Source organism: Methylobacterium litchii (assembly GCF_038442315.1).
In the GTDB taxonomy this organism is placed as follows: domain Bacteria; phylum Pseudomonadota; class Alphaproteobacteria; order Rhizobiales; family Beijerinckiaceae; genus Methylobacterium; species Methylobacterium litchii.
Genome location: NZ_JBBXMY010000008.1, coordinates 93,296 through 114,623, shown reverse-complemented (window position 1 = coordinate 114,623; position 21,328 = coordinate 93,296). Strand labels below are relative to the sequence as shown.

Here is a 21,328-nt window from a genome sequence, read left to right as displayed (position 1 = left end):
TTCCTGAACGAGCGTGTTGTGACCCCGAACCGCGCGGCATGGGACGGCATGAGCCTGGGTCCTTCGATGGGCACCCTCCGCACCTTCGGCACCCAATCTGGAGACGCTCTTGTCCTATCGCACGATCATCGCCGCCACCACTCTCGCCTGCCTGGCCGCACCGGCCCTGGCCCAGACGACGCCGACGGCCCCGGCCCCCGGCACGGCGATGCCCGCCACCGCCGACACCGGCATGAAGATGGCCGACACCGCGACGGTGAAGCTCAAGTACGTGACGGTGAAGCCCGCCGACGTGATGTCGTCGAAGCTGGTCGGCACCACCGTCTACAACAACAAGAACGAGAACGTCGGCGAGGTCGAGGACCTGGTGATCGAGAACGGCAAGACCGTGACCGGCGTCGTCGTCAGCGTCGGCGGCTTCCTCGGGCTAGGCGAGAGCTACGTGGTGCTCGACCCCTCCACGCTGGCCGTCAGCAACAAGGACGGCAAGTGGGCGGTCCACGCCGACACCGACAAGGACACCCTCAAGAACGCGCCGAAGTTCGAATACTCGAAGAAGAAGAGCTGAGCCCACACATCGTAGGAGCTACGACCATGAAGCACACGATCCTCGCTTCGATCCTCCTGGCCGGTCTCGGCCTCGCCGCCTCCACCCTGCCGTCGGCGGCACTGCGATGAACGCGGCCGGCGTCACCGCCCCGGCCAACGCAGACCTCGTGCAGGTGCGCATGCACCGGCGCCACCGGATGCGCCAGGGCTCGGCCAGCCGCGGCAACGCCGCCATGCCGTCGCGCGGCGCCCGCGGGCAGCAGTACGGCGGGACCACCGGCGGTCCGCGTCGCTGAACCTGGGACCCGACCGAGCCGCGGCGGCCCCAAGCTGCCGCGGGTGACCATGGCCGCCGGATGGCACGACAGCCTCCGGCGGCTTTCCCATGACCCCCGGTACCCCATGATCTTCTCCGAAGCGCTCGGCCGGCTCGAAGAACTCGGTCGCTCGGCCGTGGCACTCCTGCCCGGGCTGGCCATCGCGCTCGTCCTGTTCGGCATCGGCCTGCTGATCGCCAAGGGCGTGCGCGCCGCCGTCCGGCGCGCGGCGGAACTGCGCGACGCCTCCCCGGGCTCTGCCTCGGTCCTCGGCCGCATCGCGGGCGGCGTGACGGTCCTGGTCTCGTTCCTCGTGGCCGCATCCGTGGCGTTCCCATCGGTTTCCGCCGCCGACCTGTTCAATCTCCTCGGCATCGGCGGCGTGGCCATCGGCTTCGCCTTCCGCGATGTCCTCCAGAACCTGCTCGCCGGCATCCTGATCCTGTTGACCCGCCCCTTCGTCATCGGCGACCAGATCCGCGCCGGCTCGCATGAGGGCACCGTCGAGGACGTCTGGGTGCGGGCGACGGTCTTGAGGACCTACGACAACCAGCGCGTGCTGATCCCCAACGCCACGCTGTTCGTCGACAAGATCACGGTGATCACCGCCCACGACAAGAGACGGCTCGCCTTCCCGCTGACCATCGGCAACGGTGACGACATCCGCGAGGCGCGCCGGGTCATCGTCGAGGCCTTGCAAGGGACGGAAGGTGTCCTTTCCGACCCGCCGCCGGAGGCGCTGGTGACGGGGCTCGGCGCGGCCGGCGTCGACATGACGGCCCGGCTGTGGATCGACCCGCCCCGGCGCCGGGACGCGGTCGACGCCCTCGACCACGCCATCTCGAACGTCAAGGAAGCCCTGACCGCGGCCGGCATCGACCTGCCGTACCCGACGAGCCAGGTGCTGTTCCACGACCAGACCGAGGAGACCGACGGCGACCGCTCCCGGCAGCGGGAGGGCTGGCCGGCCGGTAAGGCCCCCCCGCGTGCCCGCTGGCGTGTGCTGCGGGAGGACGACGCCACCGACCGCCGGACGGAGGAGCGGGCGTGAAGGCGCGGCTGCAAGCTTGGGTCGAGATCCTCGGCGATTTGTTCTGGCTGCGTCCGGCCCTGATCGTGCTCGGCTGCATCCTGCTCGCCCAGTTCGGGGTCTGGCTGGAGACGGCCCACATCGCCGGATACGACGCCTCGTCGCCGGATGCGAACTGGGGCTATTCCGGCGGCGCCGAGGGTGCCCGTGGTCTTCTCAGCGCCATCGCCTCATCCAACATCGGGGTCGCTGGCACGACCTTCTCGATCACCATCGCCGCGCTCACCCTGGCCTCGGGCCAGATGGGTACCCGACTCCTGCGCAACTTCATCCGCGATGCCCGCAACCAGACGGTGCTCGGCATCTTCCTCGGGACCTTCGCGTATGCCCTGATGGTCCTGCGCACGGTGCGGACCGTGGAGGAAGACCCGTTCGTCCCGCACCTCGCCATCACCGGCGCGCTCGTCCTGGCGCTGGTGGCGGTCGCTACGCTGGTCTGGTTCGTCCATCACATCGCCACGAGCATCAACATCGAGACCGTGGTCGATGCCGTCCAGCAGGATCTCTTCAAGGCCATCGAGGCCCGCACCCTCGATGCGGCCGATGCGGCGCGGCCCCACACCGAGTCGACCGGCGCCGCCGTCGCCACCACCGGGGGCGGCTACCTCCAGGCCGTCGACACGGACGCCCTGGCCGATTGGGCCGAGGAGAGCGGCGTCACCGTCGCCATGCGGGTCCGCCCCGGCGACTACGTGCCTAGTGGCTTCCCCGTCGCGTTCCTGTCCGCGGGCGTCGAGGGCGCCGACGACGCCGTCAGGGGCGCGCTCACGCTCGGGCGCCGACCCGCCTCGCTCCAGGACCTCGAATACTCGATCCGGCAATTGGTCGAGATCGCGGTCCGCGCCCTGTCGCCGGGCATCAACGACCCGTTCACGGCCGGCAGCGTCGTGGACCATCTCGGCGACGCCCTGTGCCGCATCGCGCCGCGCCACCTGCCGACCCGCGCTGTCGTCCGGGAGGGGTCTGTCGTGTTGGTCCATCCCGTGACCGATTACGACGGCCTTTGTGACGCGATGTTCCACATGATCCGGCAGAACTCCGCGGGGTCCGTGCTCGTCCTCGGTCGGATGCTCGACGTGCTGGCACGCGTCGCCGAGGTTGAGCGACTTACGACGCGCCTGCGGGAGTTGCGCCGGCACGCCGACCTCGTCCAGGCGGCGGCCGAGCGGGACGTGGCCGATCCCCACGACCTCGACGACCTCCGTCAGCGCCACGCCAAGTTCGTCGCCATACACGAGGAGGGTGAGGTCGCCTGAGCCCTGATCTTCCTCGCCGCCCTGAACCCGCGTCTCGTCTCCAAGCGGCCGCGCGACGGTGCCGGAAACTCGTTCGGCGGTCTCGCCCGGTCATCGTCCGGTCTGGCCATGGACGCCGACCCTCGTCCCGGGCGGAATGCAGCCCTGGTAGTCCTCGCCCCCCTTCCGTCGAATTCGGGAACGCGGTGGTTGACCTTCCAACAGTTGGAAGCCCCACTTGAAGATCTACGGGGCAGATGGCGTGGCGCAACCGGCCCACGCCAACCGGCGGGCATTCGCGATGCATGATCGGGAGGCGATGGCCGTCATCCCGCGTTGGACTGTCAGCACAGCCCCCGCTCCTCGGTCGAAAGGAAACCGCGATGCTCGATACCACCCGCAGGGCCACCGTCTACCGGATGGTGATGGAGAAGCACGTCTGCCCGTTCGGCCTGAAGACCAAGGACCTGCTCGAACGCGAGGGGTTCACCGTCGACGACCACTGGCTGACGACCCGCGAGGAGACCGACGCCTTCAAGGCTGAGTACGGCGTGAAGACCACGCCCCAGACCTTCATCAACGGCGAGCGGGTCGGTGGCTACGACGACCTGCGCCGCCACCTCGGCAAGGCGGTCAAGGACCCGAAGGCCACCAGCTACGCGCCCGTGGTCGCCGTGTTCGCGATGACCGCCCTGATGGCGCTGGCCGCGAGCTACGCCGTCTATGGCACGCCCCTGACGGTACGGGCCGGCGAGTGGTTCATCGCCTTCAGCATGTGCGTCCTGGCCATCCTCAAGCTGCAGGACGTCGAGACCTTCTCGTCGATGTTCCTGGGCTACGACCTGCTCGCCCGGCGCTGGGTTCGCTACGCCTATGCCAACCCGTTCTGCGAGGCGCTCGCGGGCGTGCTGATGGTGGCGGGCGCCCTGAACTGGCTGTCCATTCCCGTCGCCCTGTTCATCGGTACGGTCGGCGCGGCCTCGGTGTTCAAGGCGGTCTACGTCGACAAGCGCGAGATCAAGTGCGCCTGCGTCGGCGGCTCGGGCAGCGTACCGCTCGGCTTCGTCTCGCTCACTGAGAACCTGATGATGGTCGCGATGGCCGTCTGGATGCTGGTCGCCCATCACTGAGCGGGAGGAACGAACCCCACCGGGCCGGACCATCGCCGTGACGAGCGTTCCGTTTGTCGATCAGGTTACGGTTCTCTGGGAGGATCGCCTTCGGCGCGTGGAGGGGCACGAGCACGACCCACACCGCGCCGGCAAGCCTTGAGACAGCCGCCCGACGAGCGGGGAGGAATTGGCGAGACTCGTTCGGTCGCCGTCGGAAGGCCGTGACAAGGTAGGCCGGGGCATCCGGCGCGACGTTCGCGTAACGGATGACGCTACCCGTACGCGATACTCGCCGAGTCGATCCCACACGGTCTGGAAGTCTTCCGCCCGCTGGTCTCGTCGGCGAGGCGACCCTTCACCTGCTCCCGCGCGTCGTCGATGGCGACCCGGACCGAGAACGCCATCGCCGTTCACCGGTCCGGCGGCGAAGCGCCATCCGCAACGTCGGAAGGCAGATGCCTTCGGCTTGCAAGGCTGCGCGCCGGCGGGCGACCGGTGCAGGCGCGTGCGAGGGCTCGACGTGGCCGCCACCGGACCGTGTCCGGTCGCCATCTTGGGCATCCGTCGACGCCGACGTCCGTTCAAGATCGGGCGGTATCGGCTAGCACCGTCCCCCTGTAGGTACCCTCATATACCGGCGTACCAAGCGTAGCCTTGGTCCTCCCAGTAACCGCCCTTGCCTTCCCCGATGTCGGAGAGGCTCTCCACCACCTCGACCCGCATCACGTACTTGGCCTGCTTGTAGCCGAGGTTGCGTTCGACCCGCAGGCGCAGCGGCGCGCCGTTGGCCACCGGCAGCGCCGCCCCGTTCAGGTCGTAGGCGAGGATCGTTTGGGGGTGGAAGGCGTCAACGAGGTCGATGCTCTCGTAGTAGCGCACGGGCTCGCCTACGGATTTGGCACCCTCCGCCTGCTGGCCCCCGGAGTCCCGCTTGTCCTCCCCGCCGCCGGCCTGCTTCGTCATGGCCGGGTTGGCGTTACCGCCGGCCTCCTCCCCGTCCGAGCCGCCAGCGTCCGCCGCATCCGCGTCGTCGTCACCCTGGTCCATGGTATCGGCGCAGTGGAAGACGACGTAGCGTGCCTTGGGCTTGAGCCGGGCCCGGCCGAGGAGGTTGGCCAACGGCACCCCGGTCCACTTGCCGATGGCGCTCCAGCCCTCGACGCAATCGTGCCGCGTGACCTGGGTGCGGGACGGCATCCCGCGCAACTCGGCCAAGGAGAGCTTCAGCGGGCTCTGGACGAGGCCGCCGACCTCCAGCCGATAGGCCGCGAACCTGCCCCGCGCGAGAGCCTTGTACGCCTTGTCGGGCGGGTCCTCGGTGCCGTTCGGCTTGAACCACGGCGAGATGTCCGCCTCGGCGTACTCGGGCGCGAGCGTCCGCTCCGTCAGGAGGAGCCGCTGGACGAACATGTTGGCGTCCTCGCCGGTAATGAGCGTGCGCCGGAACCATTCGGCCTCGCCAAGGCGGTCGCAGCCGCCGAGCATCGCGGTGCCGGCCGTGGCGGTGGCGCCGAGCAGGAGGGAACGTCGACTTGGCCGCCGGATCATATGCGGTCTCCCGGGGCTGCCGCCGGCGCCGGCTCGACCTTGCGCTCGATCACGAACCAACCGGTGAGCATCCCGCGCATGTTGTTCCAGAACCCGGAGACCACGACCAGGACGACGTGGACGACCACGAACAGGACGAGGAGGGCGGCCACCACGAAGTGGACGGTCCGCGCCGATTGCCGCCCGTCGAACAGCGTCAGCAGGAACGGGAAAGCGGCATCCATCGCCGGCGACATCGCCAGGCCGGCCAGCACCTGCACGGGCAGCAGCACGAAGAGGACGACCGCGTAGGTCAGCTTCTGGATGACGTTGTAGCGCTTGGCCTCGTCGCCTTCCGGGAACCGAAGGGTCAGGTGCTCCCGCACGGAGACTCCGAAATGCCGGAGCTGGTCGCGCTGGGGCACGACCCTGAACCTGAGTTGGCCGGTGAGCAGGCCATACACCAGGTACAGCGCGCCGTTCAGGACGAAGGCCCAGGCGAAGAAGAAGTGCCAGGAACGCCCGCCGGTGAGGTCCTGATCGCTCGGCAGCGTCAACCAGGCCGGAAAGCCGCGGTCGGCCGGCTCGCCGTCGGCGCCCGCCGAGGAGCCGAGCCAACCCGTCGTGTCGAAGGTGCGGCCCAGGACCTCGGTGACGCCCTTCGGCGGGTCGTCCTCGGTCGAGGTCATCGACATAAGCGGCTTTTCGAAGGTCGAGACCTTGCCCCAGTACAGGGCCGGGTGGGCGTTGAAGATCTGCAGGCCGCTCATCAGCAGGACGAGCAGGCACAGGGCATTGACCCAATGCGTGATCCGGATGACGGCGGGGTGCCGGAACATCCAGCGGCGGCGCTCGACCTCCGCCGTGTCGGGAGCGGTGCGCGTGAGGTAGGTACGGGGCAAGCGTCACCTTCCGAAAGAGGTAAGGGATAGGCCGGAAGCCAGCCCATCCCTCAGCGACCGCTCACATGCGGTTCATCATCATCTTCCGCTTCATCATCCGGCGCTTCATCATCTTCTTATGCATCATGCGCTTCTTCATCATCATGCGCTCGCTGCTGCTCATCCGAACCTGAGTGACGCCCGCCGGGGCGGCCTGAAGGCCGTTCGGGCCCATGGGGGCGGCGGAAGCGGTACCCGTTCCGAGGGCCAGGCCGCCCAGCAAGGTAGCGGCAAGCGCGAGGGTCGTCTTCTTCATAATCATATACCCTTTTCCATAAGACTTCGTTCGTCTCACATCAGGTCAAGCGATGGATATTCTCTAAGTTCCTGAATTTGTCGGAATAAAATTTCGATGATCTGCTTTCGGACAAGCATCATCGCACGCTGAACCGGGTCGTCCGCGCCGGGCCCCGATAGGGCTTCTGTCGTCCGTACGGAGGGATGCACCGGATAGTTTCAGGCCCGCCTGGACGAGTTGCGAGATTCCGTCGACGTGGCGGTACCCATCGGGGGTCCAAGCCGGCACCTTGAACAGACGAAGCCCACGTCCGGCGATACCGCGAAGGCCAGGCCAGCCAGCGCCGCGGCCAGGAGCCCGCCGCCCGGTGGAAGTCGGGACCGGTTTAGGTCGTCGAGGTTTCCTCGCCCGGCGACGGCTCGGCGCCGGCCGCGCCGGGTTCCGGGCCGCTCGTGGGTGCGGGGATGGCGGTGTCGGAAACGGCGACGAGCGATCCAATCATGCCGAGAAGGGCAAGCCGCTCGGGGCTTGCCGGGGTGGAGGCGAGGAAGTCCGGGAGTTCGATCCGCGATGGCCTGCCGCCCGAGGGACCGTTCGGCTCGTGGAGGACGAATACATCCGCAGGCCCCTCGCCAAGGCAGATGAACCAGCGGTCGCCGTTGGACGAGGCGTGGATCAGTTGACGCGCTACGGTCATGGCTCGGTGGCCTCTCTGTCATGGGGACGGGGCGTATCCGATAGCTTCATCGACCACCGCCAGATCCCGGAGGGATGCCCGGTCCGGTCGCCGGGTTCCCTCACGATGACGGTCGCGACCGTGCGGACGACGCAGCGGCCGCCCCTCGGACGTCGGCTTCGGTCGACGGGAACCGGTCCGCCCCGGGAGCGGCCAGCCCGGTGCCGGCGACGGAACCACCCTGCCCGGGAAAGGTCTTGTCCCCTGCGCCGCGCGGGGCGGGTTCGCCCTTCCGAACCTCGACATGCCGTCGACGGCGACCGTCCCGCGCCCGACGCCCCCGCAGGAAAATAGCCCATGACAACGAGCCTCGACCTCGCGATCCTCCGTGCCCTGGCATGCACGACGTCCTGCGCTAGCCGAACGGTGGAGCGCGGAGGACCTCAATCGTTTCTATACATGGGACGCGATGACCTGCTGCGGGGACGTCGACCCCGCCAGGAACATCGTGGCCGCCGCCTTCGGGAAGCACCGCCAAGATCTGTCGGAGAATTTCCGCTGGTCCGTCGATGCCGACAGGGCGAAGGGCAGCCGACAAGCGTCGGGTGCTCCCTGGTCGTCGTGGTCGTGCTCGCCTTAAGCTGTTCGGTTGCCATGGCGCAGAACCAGCCGATCACAAGCCCGCAGGACGCGCAGTGCCGCGACGAGGCCCGGGACAAGGTGTTCACCGCGTCGAACCCGCAGGGCCTGACCCCGTTCGCGCTGGGGGCGGAGATCTACCACGCCTGCATGCGCCGCCTCGGCGCCGAGCCCAAGCCGCCGCGCGGGTAGGCGCGGCGGTCGGGGTCAACGGGCGTCGATGGGCCCGGGTGGCTGGGGCGCCGGCGGGTCCGCGGGCGGGTCGCCCTCCGGGGTCGTGGGACCAGGCGGCGGGTCGCCGATGGGCGGGGCGGGATCGTCGCCGGGACGTGGCGTGTCGGACATGCGTTTGTCTCCTCCTGCCGACCCGTCGTGGCGCGCCGGTCCCGGATGAACGCGCGGCCCATCAGGACGGTCCCGACCTGTGGCGCCCCGACCCAGTGAGCAACCTTCCACGACCGGGCCTGTTGAAGGTCGCACATTTCCGCGTGGCCTCGCACGGGCCTGGCCGCGTTGAGACCCGGGTGCCTGGAGACGTTTGCGCGGTGTGGGGTAACGACAGGGGTTCAGGCGCAGTCGATCTCCGGCTGCTGCGCGCCGTGGTCGAGTCGTCGGGCGAGGCCATCATCGTGACCACCGCCGGGCTCGACGAGCCCGGGCCGTGCATCGAGTACGTCAATCCCGCCTTCACCCAGATGACCGGATACGAGGCCCACGAGGTGAGCGGGCGGTCGCCACGCCTCCTCCAGGGTCCCCGGACGGAGCGCACGGCCTTGGACAGGCTGCGCCGGGCCCTCCAGGCCGGCGAAGCGACCCGGGGCGAGGCGGTCAACTACCGCAAGGATGGCACCACCTACGTGGTCGAGTGGCTGATCACGCCGGTTCGGGGGGGCGACGGCACCATCACCCATTGGGTGTCGACGCAACGCGACGTGAGCGAGCGACGCGCCTCCGAGGACCTGCAGGCGATGATGGTGCGTGAGCTGCACCATCGCGTGAAGAACACCCTCGCGACGGTCCAGGCCGTGCTGAACGCGACGCTGCGCTCGTACGCGACCCTACCCGACTTCACGCGGGCCTTCTGCGGTCGGATCGAGTCCCTCGCCCGGACCCACGCCCTCATCACCGAGGACGCCTCCCAGGCGGCCTCGTTCGCCGGGCTCTTGCGGGGGGAGCTCGACGCCTACGACGAAAACGGGCGTGTCATCCTGGAAGGCCCCATGGTCGTTCTGCCCTCCGAACTCGCGGTGCCGGTCGGCATGGCCCTGCACGAGCTGACGACCAACGCTGTGCGGCACGGCGCGCTCGCCGTCCCCACCGGACGCCTGAGCGTCCGGTGGTGGATCGAGGAACGCGAGGCCGGCCGTATCCTCAATTGGGACTGGGAGGAACGCAGCGGGCCGCTCGCGGCCGGTCCAGGCCGCCAGGGCTTCGGATCCCGCCTGCTGAACAAGGTCCTGGCCGCACAGGCCGCCGCCGACGTGAATGTCACCCAAGGCGCCGACGGGATGCGGGTTTCTATCCGGTTGCCGCTCGTGCGGCCCCCGGCTTAGCGCACGCCGGGGCGGCGAGGGCCTGCCCCGGGGGCAACGGGCATCGTCGACCTCGTCGCCTCGCGCAGGAACCCGACGTCTTCGGAAGCTCTTGGCCTCCCGAGCCGGCATCACGGCCGGCGTGGAGACCGACATGTCGAGCGATACCGAGAAGCACCGTTCGTTGCTGACCGCGCTCAAGGACGCGCAAGGCAAGGGCGACGGATCCTTCGAGCAGGCGGTGACCGCCGCCTTCGAACACGTCTTCGAGCACCTCGGACGCCTGAACGACCACGTTTCCCAGGGGGGTCCCGATGGCGGGGAGCGTCACCTGCGGCCCGGCGAGCCCTCCACCTTGCGGTAGTTCGGGAACCCCGCGGCCGGCCGTCCAAGGGCTGGCCGCGGGCACCACGCCGGTCGTGGGCAACAACATGGCAATCGCTTGGCTCGGGTCTTGCCGACCTGCCTGGAAGCGTCACCCGCAAACCGGTCGCGATCAGGTCGGCGATAGCATCGCGGCGGTCCGCGAGAGCCCGGAAGGCGCGCCCGCAGGCAGGCAGAAACGGAACGTCGTTCCACGGTCGACCGCACTGCTGACGGCGAGCACGCCGCCTTGGCGCTCGACCAAGTCACGGCACAGCAGGAGCCCGAGGCCGCTGCCCCGCTCCCCCGCCGTCCCTTTCGTCGTCGTGCGCCGGTCCAGCCTGAAAAGGTCGTCGACCTTGCCCGGCGGCATGCCTACCCCGGTGTCCGAGACGGTGATCTCGACCTCGTCTCCGTGGCTGAGGCCGGAAACCGTGACGGTCCCGCCGGGCAGCGTGAACTTGACGGCGTTGCCGACGAGGTTGCGCAACACGGTGGTGAGCATGTCCCGTTGCGCCCGGACGGCGATGCCCGCGCACGAGGCGTCTAGGGTCAGCCCCTTGTCGGCGGCGGCCTCGGCGGCGCCCTGCATCACTTCCGTGGTCACGGCGTCGAGGTCGACGTCGGTCAGGGTGACCGCCAGCGTGTCCATCTGCAGGCTCGCCCAGGAGAACAGGCTCTCCAGCAGGGCGTAGGCCTGCGTCGCCGCCTCGTGGATGCCCTTCGCCCGACGCTCGATAGAGGCGGACTCGCGCGCCGCGACGGCCTTGCCCAGCACCTCGGACAGGCCCAGCAGCGCCTGGAACGGGTTGCGCAGGTCGTGGGCGATGATCGAGAATAGGAGGGACTTCTGCCGGTTCAGCGTGTCGAGTTCGAGCGATTTCGCCTCAGCCTCCCGCCGCGCGGCGGCGAGTTCCGCCTGGAAGGCCTGCCGGGCCTCGGCGAAGCGGATCGCCCGCGCCAGCCCGGATGGGGTCACCTCGGCCTTGTCGAGGTAGTCCAGCGCGCCGGCCCGCATCAGCCGCGTCGCGAGGTCCGGGTCGGCCTCGCCGGTCAGCATCAAGACCGCCCGCGCCTCGCCCTCGGACGCCAGCAGGGTCCTGAGGAGCGCGAAGGTATCGATACCCGGGAGACGATAGTCGAGCAGGACGCAGTCGAAGGCCGCCTCGGCGGCGAGGCGCTGGCCCTCTTCGCCGCCTGCGGCCTCGGTCAGGGTATGGGCGAGGCCGGACTTGGCGAGCGCCCGCCGGACGGCCGCCCGGTCGACTGCGTCGTCGTCGATCAGCAGGATGCGGGTCGGGTTCGTCACGGGGAGGATTATGCAGGAAACTCGACCACCTTCCAGTAGTGCTCCAGCAACGCCACCGCTTCCATGAAGGTATTCGCCGGATCGCGCTTGACGATGTAGCCGGCGACGTTGTGCCCGTAGGCGCGCATCCGGTCCTCGTCCGCCTTCGAGGTGGTGATCATGAACACCACCGCCGAGCGCAGGTCCTCGTCGGCGCGCACCGCCTCCAGGAACTCGATGCCGTTCATGCGCGGCATGTTCAGGTCGAGCAGGATCAGGTGCGGCTTCGGCAGCCGCTCGCGCCCGTTCTCGCCGCGCAGGATCTCCAGCGCCTCGATGCCGTCGCGGGCGACCGTGATCGGGTTGCCGATCTTGCTTTTCTTGAAGGCGCGCTTGAGCCCCTGGACGTCGACCTCGTCGTCGTCGACCAGCAGGATGTTAACCGTCGAGCCCATCCGCCTGTCCCTTCCGACCGTCGCGCGGCCATGTGAAATGCACCGCCAGTCCGCGCCCGTCCGGCCCGTCGGCGAGCCAGACCTTGCCGCCCTGGCGGTCGACCAGCTTGCGCACGATGGCGAGCCCCATGCCGCTGCCCTCGACCTCGTCGCGGGGCTTAAGCGTCTGGAACATGCCGAACACGCGCTCGCGGAACTGTTCGGGGATGCCGGGGCCGTCGTCGGTCACGACGAACTCGACCACGTCCCCCGCAGGCTTCGCCTCGACCCGGATGTGCCCCTCGGCCGGTCGGTCGTGGTGCTTGATGGCGTTGCCGACGAGGTTCTGCAAGGCCTGGGTCAGCGGTGCGCGCGCCGCCTGTAACGTCGGGAGGGACGGATCGGCCGTGATGGCGAAGCCCTTTGGGGGGCTCACCAGCACGGCGAGCTCATCGACGAGGGACTTCGTGTCGACCGTGTCCATCGTCGCGTCGGCCCGTCCGGCCCGCGAATAGGCCAGGAGGTCGTCGAGCAGGCTGTCCAGCCGCCGCACCCGGCTCTTGAGCAACTCCATGTTGGTCTGGACGTCGCCGGTCAGCGAGCCTTCCAGGTCCTCCTCGATCCACCCGACGAGGTTCTCGATGCCGCGCAGCGGCGCCTTGAGATCGTGCGAGGCCACGTAGGCGAACTGCTCCAATTCCTCGTTCGACCGGCGCAGGTCGATGGCGTGCCGGGCGAGCCGCCGTTCCAGGCCCTTGCGCTCGGTGATGTCGGTGTTGGTCCCGAACCAACGCAGGATGGCGCCGTCCGGACCGCGGTAGGGCGCGGCCAGCGAGAGGAACCAGCGGTACTCTCCGTCTACGCCGCGGAGCGGGAAGGTGTCCTTCCACGGCTCGCCGGTCCGGAAGGCCTCTCCGATGCGCTCCACGACGCGCTCGACATGGTCGGGATGGTGGACGTCGCGCCACCCCCAGCCCCGCATCTGCTCGATGGTGGTGCCGGTGTAGTCGTACCAGCGCCGGTTGTACCAAATGATGTCGCCGTTGGGTTCGGCGACCCAGGCCATCTGCGGCAGCGCGTCGGCGAGGGCGCGGAAATCGTCCGTGGTCAGGTTCGCGGCTCGCTCCACGCGAGGGGCTCCTTTGTCGAGGTTCGTCGGTGGGTCTGGGCGAGGGACCCGACACACGCCATACACAGGGTCCGCGGCCGCGTCATGCGGTCCCCGTTGCGTCGGATGCAGCCGGCACGCGCCGAAGAGGCAACCTTGTGCCCGCTCGCGAGCTAACCCGGTCCACCATCCTGGAGACGACCATGCGCATCATCACCGCGCTCGCCCTTTCTTTCGCCACCGTGGCGGCCGCCGCGGCCGAGCAACCGAACGAGGAAGTCGTCGCCATCGGGCCGTGGAAGATCGAGGCCGTCTCGAAGGGCCAGAAGTTCGAGCGGTGTACGATGAGCCGGACGACCGATGACGGGGTCGACGTCCGCTTCACCCGTGACGCGGACGGGCTCGACCTGGCCATGAGTTCGCCCAAGTGGAAGCTCGGGCGCGGCAAGAGCTACCCGGTCGAACTGGCGGCAGGGTCCTCGACCCTCCAGGCGGACGTCGCCGCTGCGGGCAACTCGGTGTCGTTGCCGATCAAGGACGAGAAGTTCCTGCGTTCGCTCAAGCTCGCGGACGGCCTGGACGTGAAAGGCGAGGGTGCGACCATCAAGGTCGCGCTGGACAAGAGCGCAGCGGGCCTGGAGCGGCTGGAGGCGTGCTACGCCAAGAACGGTTCGGCCACCGAGACGAACCCGTTCGTCGCGCCGAAGGGCAAGCCATAGGATCGGCAAGTCCGGTCTGGCGGGACGGCACGGGGGTTCCCCATAGATCAGGTACACGTCCGACCGGCTGCGGGGGACCACGGGGACCCGGCCGAAATCGGCTTGCGGGCGCCTTGGTTTCGCTGGGTTCGGCAAGCATTCCGAAGTCACGCCGATTCAATGATCTCGATCCAGAGCCGTGTCCGACAACGTCCTTCCCTTTGCGCGCGCCACCGCGGGCTCTGACGACCTCGCGGCAGAGAACGCCCGCTTGCGGGCGCTCCTGCATCGGGCCGGCATCCCGTCCGACGCGCCGGCGCCGGTCCCCGACACGGGCTTCATGGCCGGCGGCGGCGAGATGGGCGCGCTCATGCGGTCCATGGACTGGTCGCAGACGACGTTCGGCCCGGTCGAGACATGGACCCAGGCCCTGCGCTCGGCCGTCAGCATCTGCCTGACCACCCGCTTCCCCGTCGTGCTGTATTACGGGCCGGACCGGGCCTTGATCTATAACGACGCGTGGCGCCCGGTCGTCGGCGACAAGCATCCGGGGTCGTTCGGGCGCGCGGGCACCGAGGTCTGGGCCGAGATCTGGGACATCATCGGCCCGATGTTCGACACCGTCTTCGAGACGGGCGAGGCGACGTGGTCCGACGACCAGCTCCTGCCGCTGAACCGCTTCGGCTACGTCGAGGAATGCTACTTCTACTACTCGTACAGCCCGATCCGAGGGGAGCGGGGCCGGGTCGAGGGCATCTTCACCGCGGTGACCGAGACGACCCTGCGCGTGCTGGCCGACCGGCGTACGCGGCTCCTGCGCGACCTGGCAGCCCGGTCCATTAGTGCCAAGTCGACCGAGGAGGCCTACGCCATCGCCGCCGACGTCCTGGCGGGCGATCCGCACGACGTGCCATTCGCGCTCCTGTACACGCACGACGCGGGCGGCGGGGGCATGACGCTGGCGGGCCGGGTCGGCATACCGTCGGCGGAGAGCAGGCTCGCCATGTCGGGCGCGGACGGCGATGACCACTGGTCGATCCGGAAGGTCGCGGCGACCGGGGTCCCGGTCCTTCTCAAAGGGCTCGACCTCGTGATGCCGGGCCTGCCGGGCGGGCCCTGGCCCGAAGCGGCGACGCAGGCGCTCGTCCTCCCCGTCACCGCCGGCGAGGGCGGGCGCACGAGCGGCATCGCCGTCATCGGCATCAGCCCCAGGCGGCGGTTCGACGAGCGGTACAGGGCTTTCTGCGAGCAGGTCGCCTCCAACCTTAGCGCCGCCGTCTCGAACGCTCTCGCCTACCAGGAGGAGCGCGCCCGCGCGGAGCGGCTGGCGGAGATCGACCGCGCCAAGACCTTGTTCTTCTCGAACGTCAGCCACGAGTTCAGGACCCCGCTGACGCTGATGCTCAGCCCGCTGGAGGAAATCCTCGCCCTGCCGGCGGAGAGCCTGCCGAAGGACGCGCAAGACCTCACGGCGGTCGCCCACCGCAACGGCCTTCGGCTGCTGCGCCTCGTTAACGGGCTGCTCGACTTCTCGCGCGTCGAGGCCGGTCGCGCCCGGGCGGCGTTCCGCCCGACCGACCTGGCGCGCGCCACGTCCGAGCTCGCCGGCAACTTCCGCTCGCTCTGCGAGCAGGCCGGGCTCCGCCTCGTCGTCGACTGCCCGCCGCTCGACGCGCCGGTGCCACTCGATCCCGACATGTGGGAGAAGGTGGTGCTGAACCTCCTCTCCAACGCCTTCAAGTTCACGTTCGAGGGCACGATCACGGTCGCCGTGAGGCGGGTCGGAGACCGCGCAAGGTTGCGGATCGCCGACACCGGAACCGGAATCCCCGCGGAGGAGCTTCCGCGGCTGTTCGAGCGCTTCCATCGGGTGGAGGGTGCGCGCGGCCGCACCTTCGAGGGCAGCGGCATCGGCCTCGCCCTGGTGCAGGAACTGGTCAAGCTCCACCACGGCGAGATCCGGGTCGAGAGCGAGCCGGGTCGCGGGAGCGCCTTCACGGTCACCCTGCCGTTCCACCAGGACGAAGCCCCGGCCGCCGAGGCCGTCCCCGAGCCCCAGGTATCGACCGCCGTCCGGGCTGAGGCGTTCGTCGCCGAGGCGCGGCGCTGGATGGCGGGCGAGGCCGGGAGCGGCTTGGCGCCGGAACCCGACGAGGTGCCGGACGAGGTGCCGTCGCACCTCGGCGTGGGTCGCATCCTGCTCGCGGACGACAACGCGGACATGCGCGAGCACGTGCGCCGGCTCTTGGCCAACCGCGGCTACCAGGTCGAGGCTGTCGCCGACGGCGAGGCTGCGCTTTCGGCCGCGCGGTCGCGGGCCCCCGACCTGCTCCTCACCGACGTGATGATGCCGCGCCTCGACGGCTTCGGCCTGATCGCCGCCGTGCGCGGCGACGCCGGCCTGCGCGACCTGCCGGTGATCATGCTCTCGGCCCGGGCCGGCGACGAGGCCAAGGTGGAGGGTCTCGGCGCGGGTGCGGACGACTACCTAACCAAGCCGTTCTCGGCCCGCGAGCTCCTCGCCCGCGTCGGGACGAACATGCAGCTCGCGCGCGTCCGCCGCGAGGCGGCGCAGGCCCTTCGGCGCGCCAACGAGGGTCTGGAGGCCGAGGTCGCCAGGCGGACCGCGGAGCGCAACCGGATCTGGGAGACCACGAACGACCTGATGGGCACCGCCGGCCTCGATGGCTTCATGAAGGTCGTCAACCCGGCCTGGGCGAAGATGCTTGGCTGGTCGGAGGACGAACTGCTTGCCCGGCCCTTCCTCGACATCATCGACCCGGCGGACCATGCCGCGACCGCCGAGGTGGTGGCCCGGCTTGCGCACGGCGAGACGGTGACCGGCTTCGTCGACCACGTCCGGACCGCCTCCGGCGATTGGCGAACGGTGATGTGGACCGCGGTTCCCGATCCCGGGACGGGCCTGTTCCACATCGTCGGGCGGGACCTCACCGACCAGCACCGCGTCGAGGAGCATCTGCGGCAGTCGCAGAAGATGGAGGCCGTCGGGCAATTGACCGGGGGCATCGCTCACGACTTCAACAACCTGCTGACCGGCATCTCCGGGAGCCTGGAGTTCCTGGAGAACCGGATCAACCAGGGCCGCTACACCGACGTGCCTCGTTACGTCGCGGCCGCGCAGGGCGCGTCGAAACGGGCGGCGGCGCTGACCCACCGGCTGCTCGCCTTCTCCCGTCGGCAGACCCTCGACCCGAGACCGACGGACGCCAACCGCCTCGTCGCCGACATGGAGGACTTGGTGCGCCGGACCATCGGGCCTGCCGTCCACTTGGAGGTCGTGGCGGCCGGCGGCCTGTGGACGACGCTGGTCGACCCCCCGCAATTGGAGAACGCGCTGCTGAACCTCTGCATCAACGCCCGCGACGCCATGCCGGAGGGCGGCCGCATCACGGTCGAGACCGCAAACAGGTGGCTCGACGAGCGCGGCGGCAAGGAGCGCGACCTCGACCCCGGCCAGTACGTCTCGATCTGCGTGACCGACACCGGGACCGGCATGACGCCGGAGGTGGTGGCCAAGGTGTTCGACCCGTTCTTCACCACCAAGCCCATCGGGCAGGGTACCGGCCTCGGCCTGTCGATGATTCACGGCTTCGTCCGGCAGTCGGGCGGTCAGGTCCGGGTCTACTCGGAAGTCGGCCAGGGCACCACGATGTGCCTGTACCTGCCGCGCCACTACGGCAACGCCGAGAACGTGGACGCCTTGCCCGAGCTGTCGGACGCGCCCCGTGCCGAGCAGGGCGAGACGGTCCTCGTGGTCGACGACGAGCCCACGGTGCGGATGTTGGTGACCGAGGTGCTGGAGGAGCTCGGCTACACCGCCATCGAGGTGGCCGACGGCGCAGCCGGCCTCAGGGTGCTCCAGTCGGATACCCGCATCGACCTGCTGGTCACCGACGTCGGCCTGCCCGGCGGCATGAACGGCCGGCAGGTCGCCGACGCGGCGCGCATCACCCGTCCGGACCTGAAGGTGCTGTTCATCACGGGCTACGCCGAGAACGCGGTCCTCGGGAACGGACACCTCGAACCCGGCATGGCGTTGCTGACCAAGCCGTTCGCGGTCGAGACGCTCGCGGTGCGCATCCGGGAGATGATCGCGAGGCGATGAACCCCCGGGGCGGCGGCCAGGTCGACCGCGAACGGCGGAGAAAGGTGTGCCGGCCGGGAGGTGCACGCTATGTTGGGCCATGTCCGGTACGCCGTGAACACCGGGTGAGGATGCACGACCACGACGGGCGCGAACGCCGAGGCCGAAGCGATCAGACCACTCCTTGGCGTGCTCAACGTAAGCGGGGCTGCCTTCGGTTGAAGGCAGCCCCGCTTACGTCGGAAGCTATCTCATTTGAGGCAACTGTCTCAGTGCGGGACTTTGAACTCAAAACGCAACATTGCGACTGAGATCAAAGCCTGGCTTAGCTTGCGCCGGCATCAGCAGCGTCACGCTTGTTTCGCAACTTGATGCAAACCTTCAGTAGTATGGTGTCGAAGGTCCTGACGGCTTACTCTGAGCCCGTTAGGTGAGCGGCGCTGAACGTCCGCTTCCGGCAATCCGAGCCTCAAAGCAGAAAGGCCGCTTACGGCCAGTTCCGGCCTCGCTAGCTGGCGCCACTAACCAGCTATGTCGAATAGCTTCCCGTCGATCTGCTTTCGGACTTAGTGTTTGAGACCTCGCACACTTTCTTAGACCGAAAATTATTTAAAACTAGAGCGATAACGGGATATCGCCATCAGGTGAGGAGCAAAAAGCCTGAGCAGCAGCCCTTATCCAAATCGATCCGTATTGAACAGGGACAGCAAAGTAGTGCACACCTCTGCATATTATAAAATTAGTAATTACTAATAAGACCCGCGCTTAGCTTTACCACAGGCAGGCTCAAGTGATGGCCAAAGCACCTCACAGGTAGCAGCACCTATCAGCTACCTATACGTTTTCAACAGACCGCCATCGGCATTCCGCTGTTTGGGACGACGGCGGCCAGTTCAGGCTCGGCAAATCGATGCAATTCGAAAATTGAAATGCGATTTTAGAAACGGAACGGGCTTTAATTAAACAAAACTCATTTTATTTGTCGAAAGTCGCAATCATATTTATGGTCAAGCTGCCGACCGAACAGCGGCCAAAGCACTAAGAAGCTGCAACGCAAACCATCGTTACCGATGAGGACTGCGATTGCTTGCGGATTCGGGTCGATGCCGGCGCTGGGCGCGATGGCGTCGGATGTGTGGACACAATGCGACATCTCAAGACGATTCTGCTCTGCTCTTCGGCCCTCATGGCCACTGGAGCGGGCGCACGCGCCGCGGATCTCCCCGCGAGGAAAGCAGTCCCGGTCGACTATGTCCGCGTCTGCACCGCCTACGGTGCAGGCTTCTTCTACATTCCGGGCAGTGATACCTGCCTGCGCGTCTCGGGCCGCGCGCGGTACGATTACCTGTACCAAGTGAGCAAGGTCCGCACGGGGAGCGGTGGCGACGTGTCGGGCTACGTCGGCTTGCTACGGATCAACCTCGATGCGCGCACACAGACCGATTACGGTACCCTGCGGGCCTTCCTGCGCCTCGACGTAGCTTCACGCAGTGGCCCCTTCGTCACCTCGGCTTCCCGCCAGCGCGAAGGTCAAGCATTCCCAGGCCTCGGCGCGGACGCGTTTGGGCGGACGCAAGACTTCGTGAACGCAGACAAGGCCTTCGTGCAGTTCGCCGGCCTTACGGCGGGTCGCGCCTCGTCCTTCTTCGACTTCTACGCCCACGATTTCGAGCTGATCGGCGGTACGGCCGGTTCGGACAATTACAGCACAAACTTGCTGGCTTACTCGGCGGTCCTCGGCAACGGCATTACCCTGACGGGCTCGATGGAAGACCCGACCTTCCGGCGATTCCCGATCTTCGGCACCGGCGCCGCCGCCGGCACCTTCACGGCAGCGGGCGGGTTCGCTGGCTACAGCAACGCCTTCAACCCGTTCACGCCGTCCACTTTCCTCGCCCCGATCATCGTAGGCCCGGGCAATGTCGCCTTCGCGGACGTGACGCAGAAAAGCCGCCTGCCGGATTTCGTCGGCGTTGCGCGCATCGACCAGCCCTGGGGCTCGGCGCAAATGTCGGCGGCGGTCCACGAGATCAACGCGGGCGATGCGTCGAGCACGGTCGCGGGCATCACCAGCACGGCGGGGCTCGGCATCTCGCCGACCGGCCGCGCCTCGAGCGCCTACGGCTTCGCGGTCCAGGGGGCGGTAAAGGTCAACCTGCCATTCCTCGCCCAGGGCGACGCCCTCTACCTTCAGGGCGCCTATGGCCAGGGCGCCATGAGCTACACCGGCATCTCCAACTACACGGCGCCGTACGATGCCCTCGCCGCCGCCCCCGTGAGCGGCGGATCGTTCCTGCAATACTATTCCGATGCGGTGCTGAACCCATCCACCGGCAAGCTCGAACTTTCGACCTCGTTCTCGGCCGTCGCCTCGCTACTGCACTACTGGTCGCCGACATGGCGTTCGGCGGTGTTTGGGAGCTACGCAGAGATCGACTACAACTCGCACGGCCGCAACGCACTGGGCGCCCTTGGCTTCGGCTTCGCGCCAAGTGGGGCTAGCGCGGCCAATGCCTTCGCCTTCGCCACGAGCCCGATCCTGCGCGGCAACAACCAGATCGTGACGGGCGCCAACCTGATCTGGACCCCGGTGAAGGATCTCGATATCGGCGTGGAGGGCGAATACATTCGCACCGCGCTCAACAGCGGCGTTACCCCCGACATCTCCAAGAACTCCCTGCGATACATCAGCTCGCAGGATGCGGCACAATTCCGCTTCCGGGTCCAGCGCGACTTCTGAGATAGCTGCGTTCCACATTGGGAGAGCCCGGCCGCAAGGCCGGGCTTTCATCGTTGTAGTGATTGCAATTCATATTTCAACGAATAAAAATTATTTTTATTGCCACATGTCGAATATATGCTACAAATACGACAGCTCTTCGGCGGCATATTTCGCCGCCGACCGAGCGAATGCTTAGGTTTCAGTGGCGACCGACTCAGGTACCGGGGCCTGTTGGCTCTGAACCAAAGCTTCAGACCCTTAGACTCAGCCGACCGGGAAACCGGTCGGCTTTTTCTTTGGACTAGACCTTGGTCTGAAATCCGTTTTCAAATTCGAAACTTTGGTTGAAGTCGAAAACTTTATTACTTGATAAAACGTTGAATTTATACACTACTAGAGACAATATGATGGCATGTCGCAAGCGGGCGACGCCACCAATACGGAACTCCACTATGAAAACTCTCGTTCTGGCTTGCTCCCTCGGCGCCATCCTGATGTCCGGCGCGGCCTATGCCGAGGGCGCACAGCAGCGCATCGACCCGAACCTAATCGTCCGTACCGGCGGTGATGGGCTCGATGCCGACGCCTACGCCCAGGGCAACGACCATACTGGCGGCATGTGGGAGAACGCGGAAGGGGCAAGCGGCTCGCTCGCGGCGCAGCGCCCGGCCGCGGTAGGCTCGATACCGGTGAACCGTCAGTGGACCCGCCTACGGTCGCGCGAGCGCCGGGCCTACGGCGACTCGTACTGAGA

The 21,328-nt window shown here is 67.8% G+C and carries 19 protein-coding genes; 12 read left to right on the top strand and 7 right to left on the bottom strand.

Translation table 11 applies throughout. The features are described 5' to 3' along the window. Positions 1-109: 109 nt before the first annotated feature. The 5 genes from AAHF99_RS15845 (at position 110) to AAHF99_RS15825 (ending at position 4,321) form a co-directional block, all read left to right on the top strand. Positions 110-568 (top strand): PRC-barrel domain-containing protein, encoded by a 459-nt coding sequence (locus AAHF99_RS15845; RefSeq protein WP_412759896.1) that lies wholly within the window; start codon positions 110-112, stop codon positions 566-568. A 106-nt stretch (positions 569-674) separates the two neighbouring features. Then, positions 675-845 (top strand): hypothetical protein, encoded by a 171-nt coding sequence (locus AAHF99_RS15840; protein ID WP_342165407.1) that lies wholly within the window; start codon positions 675-677, stop codon positions 843-845. A gap of 106 nt (positions 846-951) precedes the next feature. Continuing rightward, the gene (locus AAHF99_RS15835; protein ID WP_342165405.1) at positions 952-1,917 is read left to right on the top strand and encodes a mechanosensitive ion channel family protein; all 966 of its coding nucleotides are present in this window, start codon (positions 952-954) and stop codon (positions 1,915-1,917) included. Then, complete coding sequence (locus tag AAHF99_RS15830) at positions 1,914-3,212, top strand: DUF2254 domain-containing protein (RefSeq protein WP_342165404.1); 1,299 nt, start codon at positions 1,914-1,916, stop codon at positions 3,210-3,212. The genes AAHF99_RS15835 and AAHF99_RS15830 overlap by 4 nt, the downstream gene beginning before the upstream one ends. A gap of 362 nt (positions 3,213-3,574) precedes the next feature. After that, complete coding sequence (locus AAHF99_RS15825; RefSeq protein ID WP_342165403.1) at positions 3,575-4,321, top strand: glutaredoxin family protein; 747 nt, start codon at positions 3,575-3,577, stop codon at positions 4,319-4,321. 609 nt (positions 4,322-4,930) lie between these two features. On the opposite strand, the gene AAHF99_RS15820 is transcribed toward AAHF99_RS15825, so the two are convergent. The 4 genes from AAHF99_RS15820 to AAHF99_RS15805 all read right to left on the bottom strand — a co-directional run bounded on the left by AAHF99_RS15820 (position 4,931) and on the right by AAHF99_RS15805 (position 7,706). Continuing rightward, complete coding sequence (locus AAHF99_RS15820; protein ID WP_342165402.1) at positions 4,931-5,851, bottom strand: molybdopterin-dependent oxidoreductase; 921 nt, start codon at positions 5,849-5,851, stop codon at positions 4,931-4,933. After that, positions 5,848-6,732, bottom strand: coding sequence for a cytochrome b/b6 domain-containing protein (locus AAHF99_RS15815; protein WP_412759895.1), 885 nt, complete (start codon positions 6,730-6,732; stop codon positions 5,848-5,850). The genes AAHF99_RS15820 and AAHF99_RS15815 overlap by 4 nt, the downstream gene beginning before the upstream one ends. 61 nt (positions 6,733-6,793) lie before the next feature. Continuing rightward, positions 6,794-7,027 carry a hypothetical protein gene (locus AAHF99_RS15810; protein ID WP_342165401.1) on the bottom strand — a complete coding sequence of 78 codons (234 nt, stop codon included), beginning with the start codon at positions 7,025-7,027 and terminating at the stop codon, positions 6,794-6,796. 367 nt (positions 7,028-7,394) lie between these two features. Then, the gene (locus AAHF99_RS15805; RefSeq protein ID WP_342165400.1) at positions 7,395-7,706 is read right to left on the bottom strand and encodes a hypothetical protein; all 312 of its coding nucleotides are present in this window, start codon (positions 7,704-7,706) and stop codon (positions 7,395-7,397) included. A 633-nt stretch (positions 7,707-8,339) separates the two neighbouring features. On the opposite strand from AAHF99_RS15805, the gene AAHF99_RS15800 reads away from it, so the two are divergent. The 3 genes from AAHF99_RS15800 (at position 8,340) to AAHF99_RS15790 (ending at position 10,220) form a co-directional block, all read left to right on the top strand. Beyond that, positions 8,340-8,516, top strand: coding sequence for a hypothetical protein (locus AAHF99_RS15800; RefSeq protein WP_342165398.1), 177 nt, complete (start codon positions 8,340-8,342; stop codon positions 8,514-8,516). A 332-nt stretch (positions 8,517-8,848) separates the two neighbouring features. After that, a complete protein-coding gene (locus AAHF99_RS15795) occupies positions 8,849-9,877 on the top strand; it encodes an HWE histidine kinase domain-containing protein (protein ID WP_342165396.1) in 1,029 nt (342 codons plus the stop codon). Positions 9,878-10,010: 133 nt separating this feature from the next. Beyond that, positions 10,011-10,220: a hypothetical protein gene (locus AAHF99_RS15790; RefSeq protein WP_342165395.1), complete on the top strand. Its 210-nt coding sequence runs from the start codon at positions 10,011-10,013 to the stop codon at positions 10,218-10,220. Between the two features lie 132 nt (positions 10,221-10,352). Here the strand turns inward: AAHF99_RS15790 and AAHF99_RS15785 are convergent, their stop codons facing one another. From AAHF99_RS15785 to AAHF99_RS15775, 3 genes are read right to left on the bottom strand one after another with little or no spacing between them, the layout of a single operon-like run. After that, the gene (locus tag AAHF99_RS15785; protein WP_342165394.1) at positions 10,353-11,528 is read right to left on the bottom strand and encodes an ATP-binding response regulator; all 1,176 of its coding nucleotides are present in this window, start codon (positions 11,526-11,528) and stop codon (positions 10,353-10,355) included. An 8-nt stretch (positions 11,529-11,536) separates the two neighbouring features. Further along, positions 11,537-11,962, bottom strand: a complete 426-nt coding sequence (locus tag AAHF99_RS15780; protein WP_043759363.1) for a response regulator — start codon at positions 11,960-11,962, stop codon at positions 11,537-11,539. Then, entirely contained in the window at positions 11,946-13,070 is a 1,125-nt protein-coding gene (locus AAHF99_RS15775; RefSeq protein ID WP_342165393.1) for a sensor histidine kinase, read from the bottom strand. Before AAHF99_RS15775 ends, AAHF99_RS15780 begins: the two co-directional genes overlap by 17 nt. A gap of 182 nt (positions 13,071-13,252) precedes the next feature. On the opposite strand from AAHF99_RS15775, the gene AAHF99_RS15770 reads away from it, so the two are divergent. From AAHF99_RS15770 to AAHF99_RS15755, 4 genes are all read left to right on the top strand, one after another. Then, positions 13,253-13,768: a hypothetical protein gene (locus AAHF99_RS15770; RefSeq protein WP_342165392.1), complete on the top strand. Its 516-nt coding sequence runs from the start codon at positions 13,253-13,255 to the stop codon at positions 13,766-13,768. Between the two features lie 178 nt (positions 13,769-13,946). Then, on the top strand, positions 13,947-17,873 hold the full coding sequence (locus AAHF99_RS15765; RefSeq protein ID WP_342165391.1) for an ATP-binding protein: 3,927 nt from the start codon (positions 13,947-13,949) through the stop codon (positions 17,871-17,873). Positions 17,874-18,996: 1,123 nt separating this feature from the next. Further along, positions 18,997-20,592 carry a porin gene (locus AAHF99_RS15760; RefSeq protein WP_342165390.1) on the top strand — a complete coding sequence of 532 codons (1,596 nt, stop codon included), beginning with the start codon at positions 18,997-18,999 and terminating at the stop codon, positions 20,590-20,592. A 434-nt stretch (positions 20,593-21,026) separates the two neighbouring features. Further along, on the top strand, positions 21,027-21,326 hold the full coding sequence (locus tag AAHF99_RS15755) for a hypothetical protein (RefSeq protein ID WP_342165389.1): 300 nt from the start codon (positions 21,027-21,029) through the stop codon (positions 21,324-21,326). Positions 21,327-21,328: the final 2 nt, after the last annotated feature.

Bases quoted from the DNA above. Each gene is read 5' to 3' on its own strand.
- AAHF99_RS15805 (WP_342165400.1), bottom strand. From the start codon at position 7,706: ATGACCGTAGCGCGTCAACTGATCCACGCCTCGTCCAACGGCGACCGC.
- AAHF99_RS15835 (WP_342165405.1), top strand. From the start codon at position 952: ATGATCTTCTCCGAAGCGCTCGGCCGGCTCGAAGAACTCGGTCGCTCG.
- AAHF99_RS15755 (WP_342165389.1), top strand. From the start codon at position 21,027: ATGAAAACTCTCGTTCTGGCTTGCTCCCTCGGCGCCATCCTGATGTCC.
- AAHF99_RS15810 (WP_342165401.1), bottom strand. From the start codon at position 7,027: ATGAAGAAGACGACCCTCGCGCTTGCCGCTACCTTGCTGGGCGGCCTG.
- AAHF99_RS15790 (WP_342165395.1), top strand. From the start codon at position 10,011: ATGTCGAGCGATACCGAGAAGCACCGTTCGTTGCTGACCGCGCTCAAG.
- AAHF99_RS15820 (WP_342165402.1), bottom strand. From the start codon at position 5,851: ATGATCCGGCGGCCAAGTCGACGTTCCCTCCTGCTCGGCGCCACCGCC.
- AAHF99_RS15840 (WP_342165407.1), top strand. From the start codon at position 675: ATGAACGCGGCCGGCGTCACCGCCCCGGCCAACGCAGACCTCGTGCAG.
- AAHF99_RS15760 (WP_342165390.1), top strand. From the start codon at position 18,997: ATGCGACATCTCAAGACGATTCTGCTCTGCTCTTCGGCCCTCATGGCC.
- AAHF99_RS15780 (WP_043759363.1), bottom strand. From the start codon at position 11,962: ATGGGCTCGACGGTTAACATCCTGCTGGTCGACGACGACGAGGTCGAC.
- AAHF99_RS15770 (WP_342165392.1), top strand. From the start codon at position 13,253: ATGCGCATCATCACCGCGCTCGCCCTTTCTTTCGCCACCGTGGCGGCC.
- AAHF99_RS15825 (WP_342165403.1), top strand. From the start codon at position 3,575: ATGCTCGATACCACCCGCAGGGCCACCGTCTACCGGATGGTGATGGAG.
- AAHF99_RS15800 (WP_342165398.1), top strand. From the start codon at position 8,340: ATGGCGCAGAACCAGCCGATCACAAGCCCGCAGGACGCGCAGTGCCGC.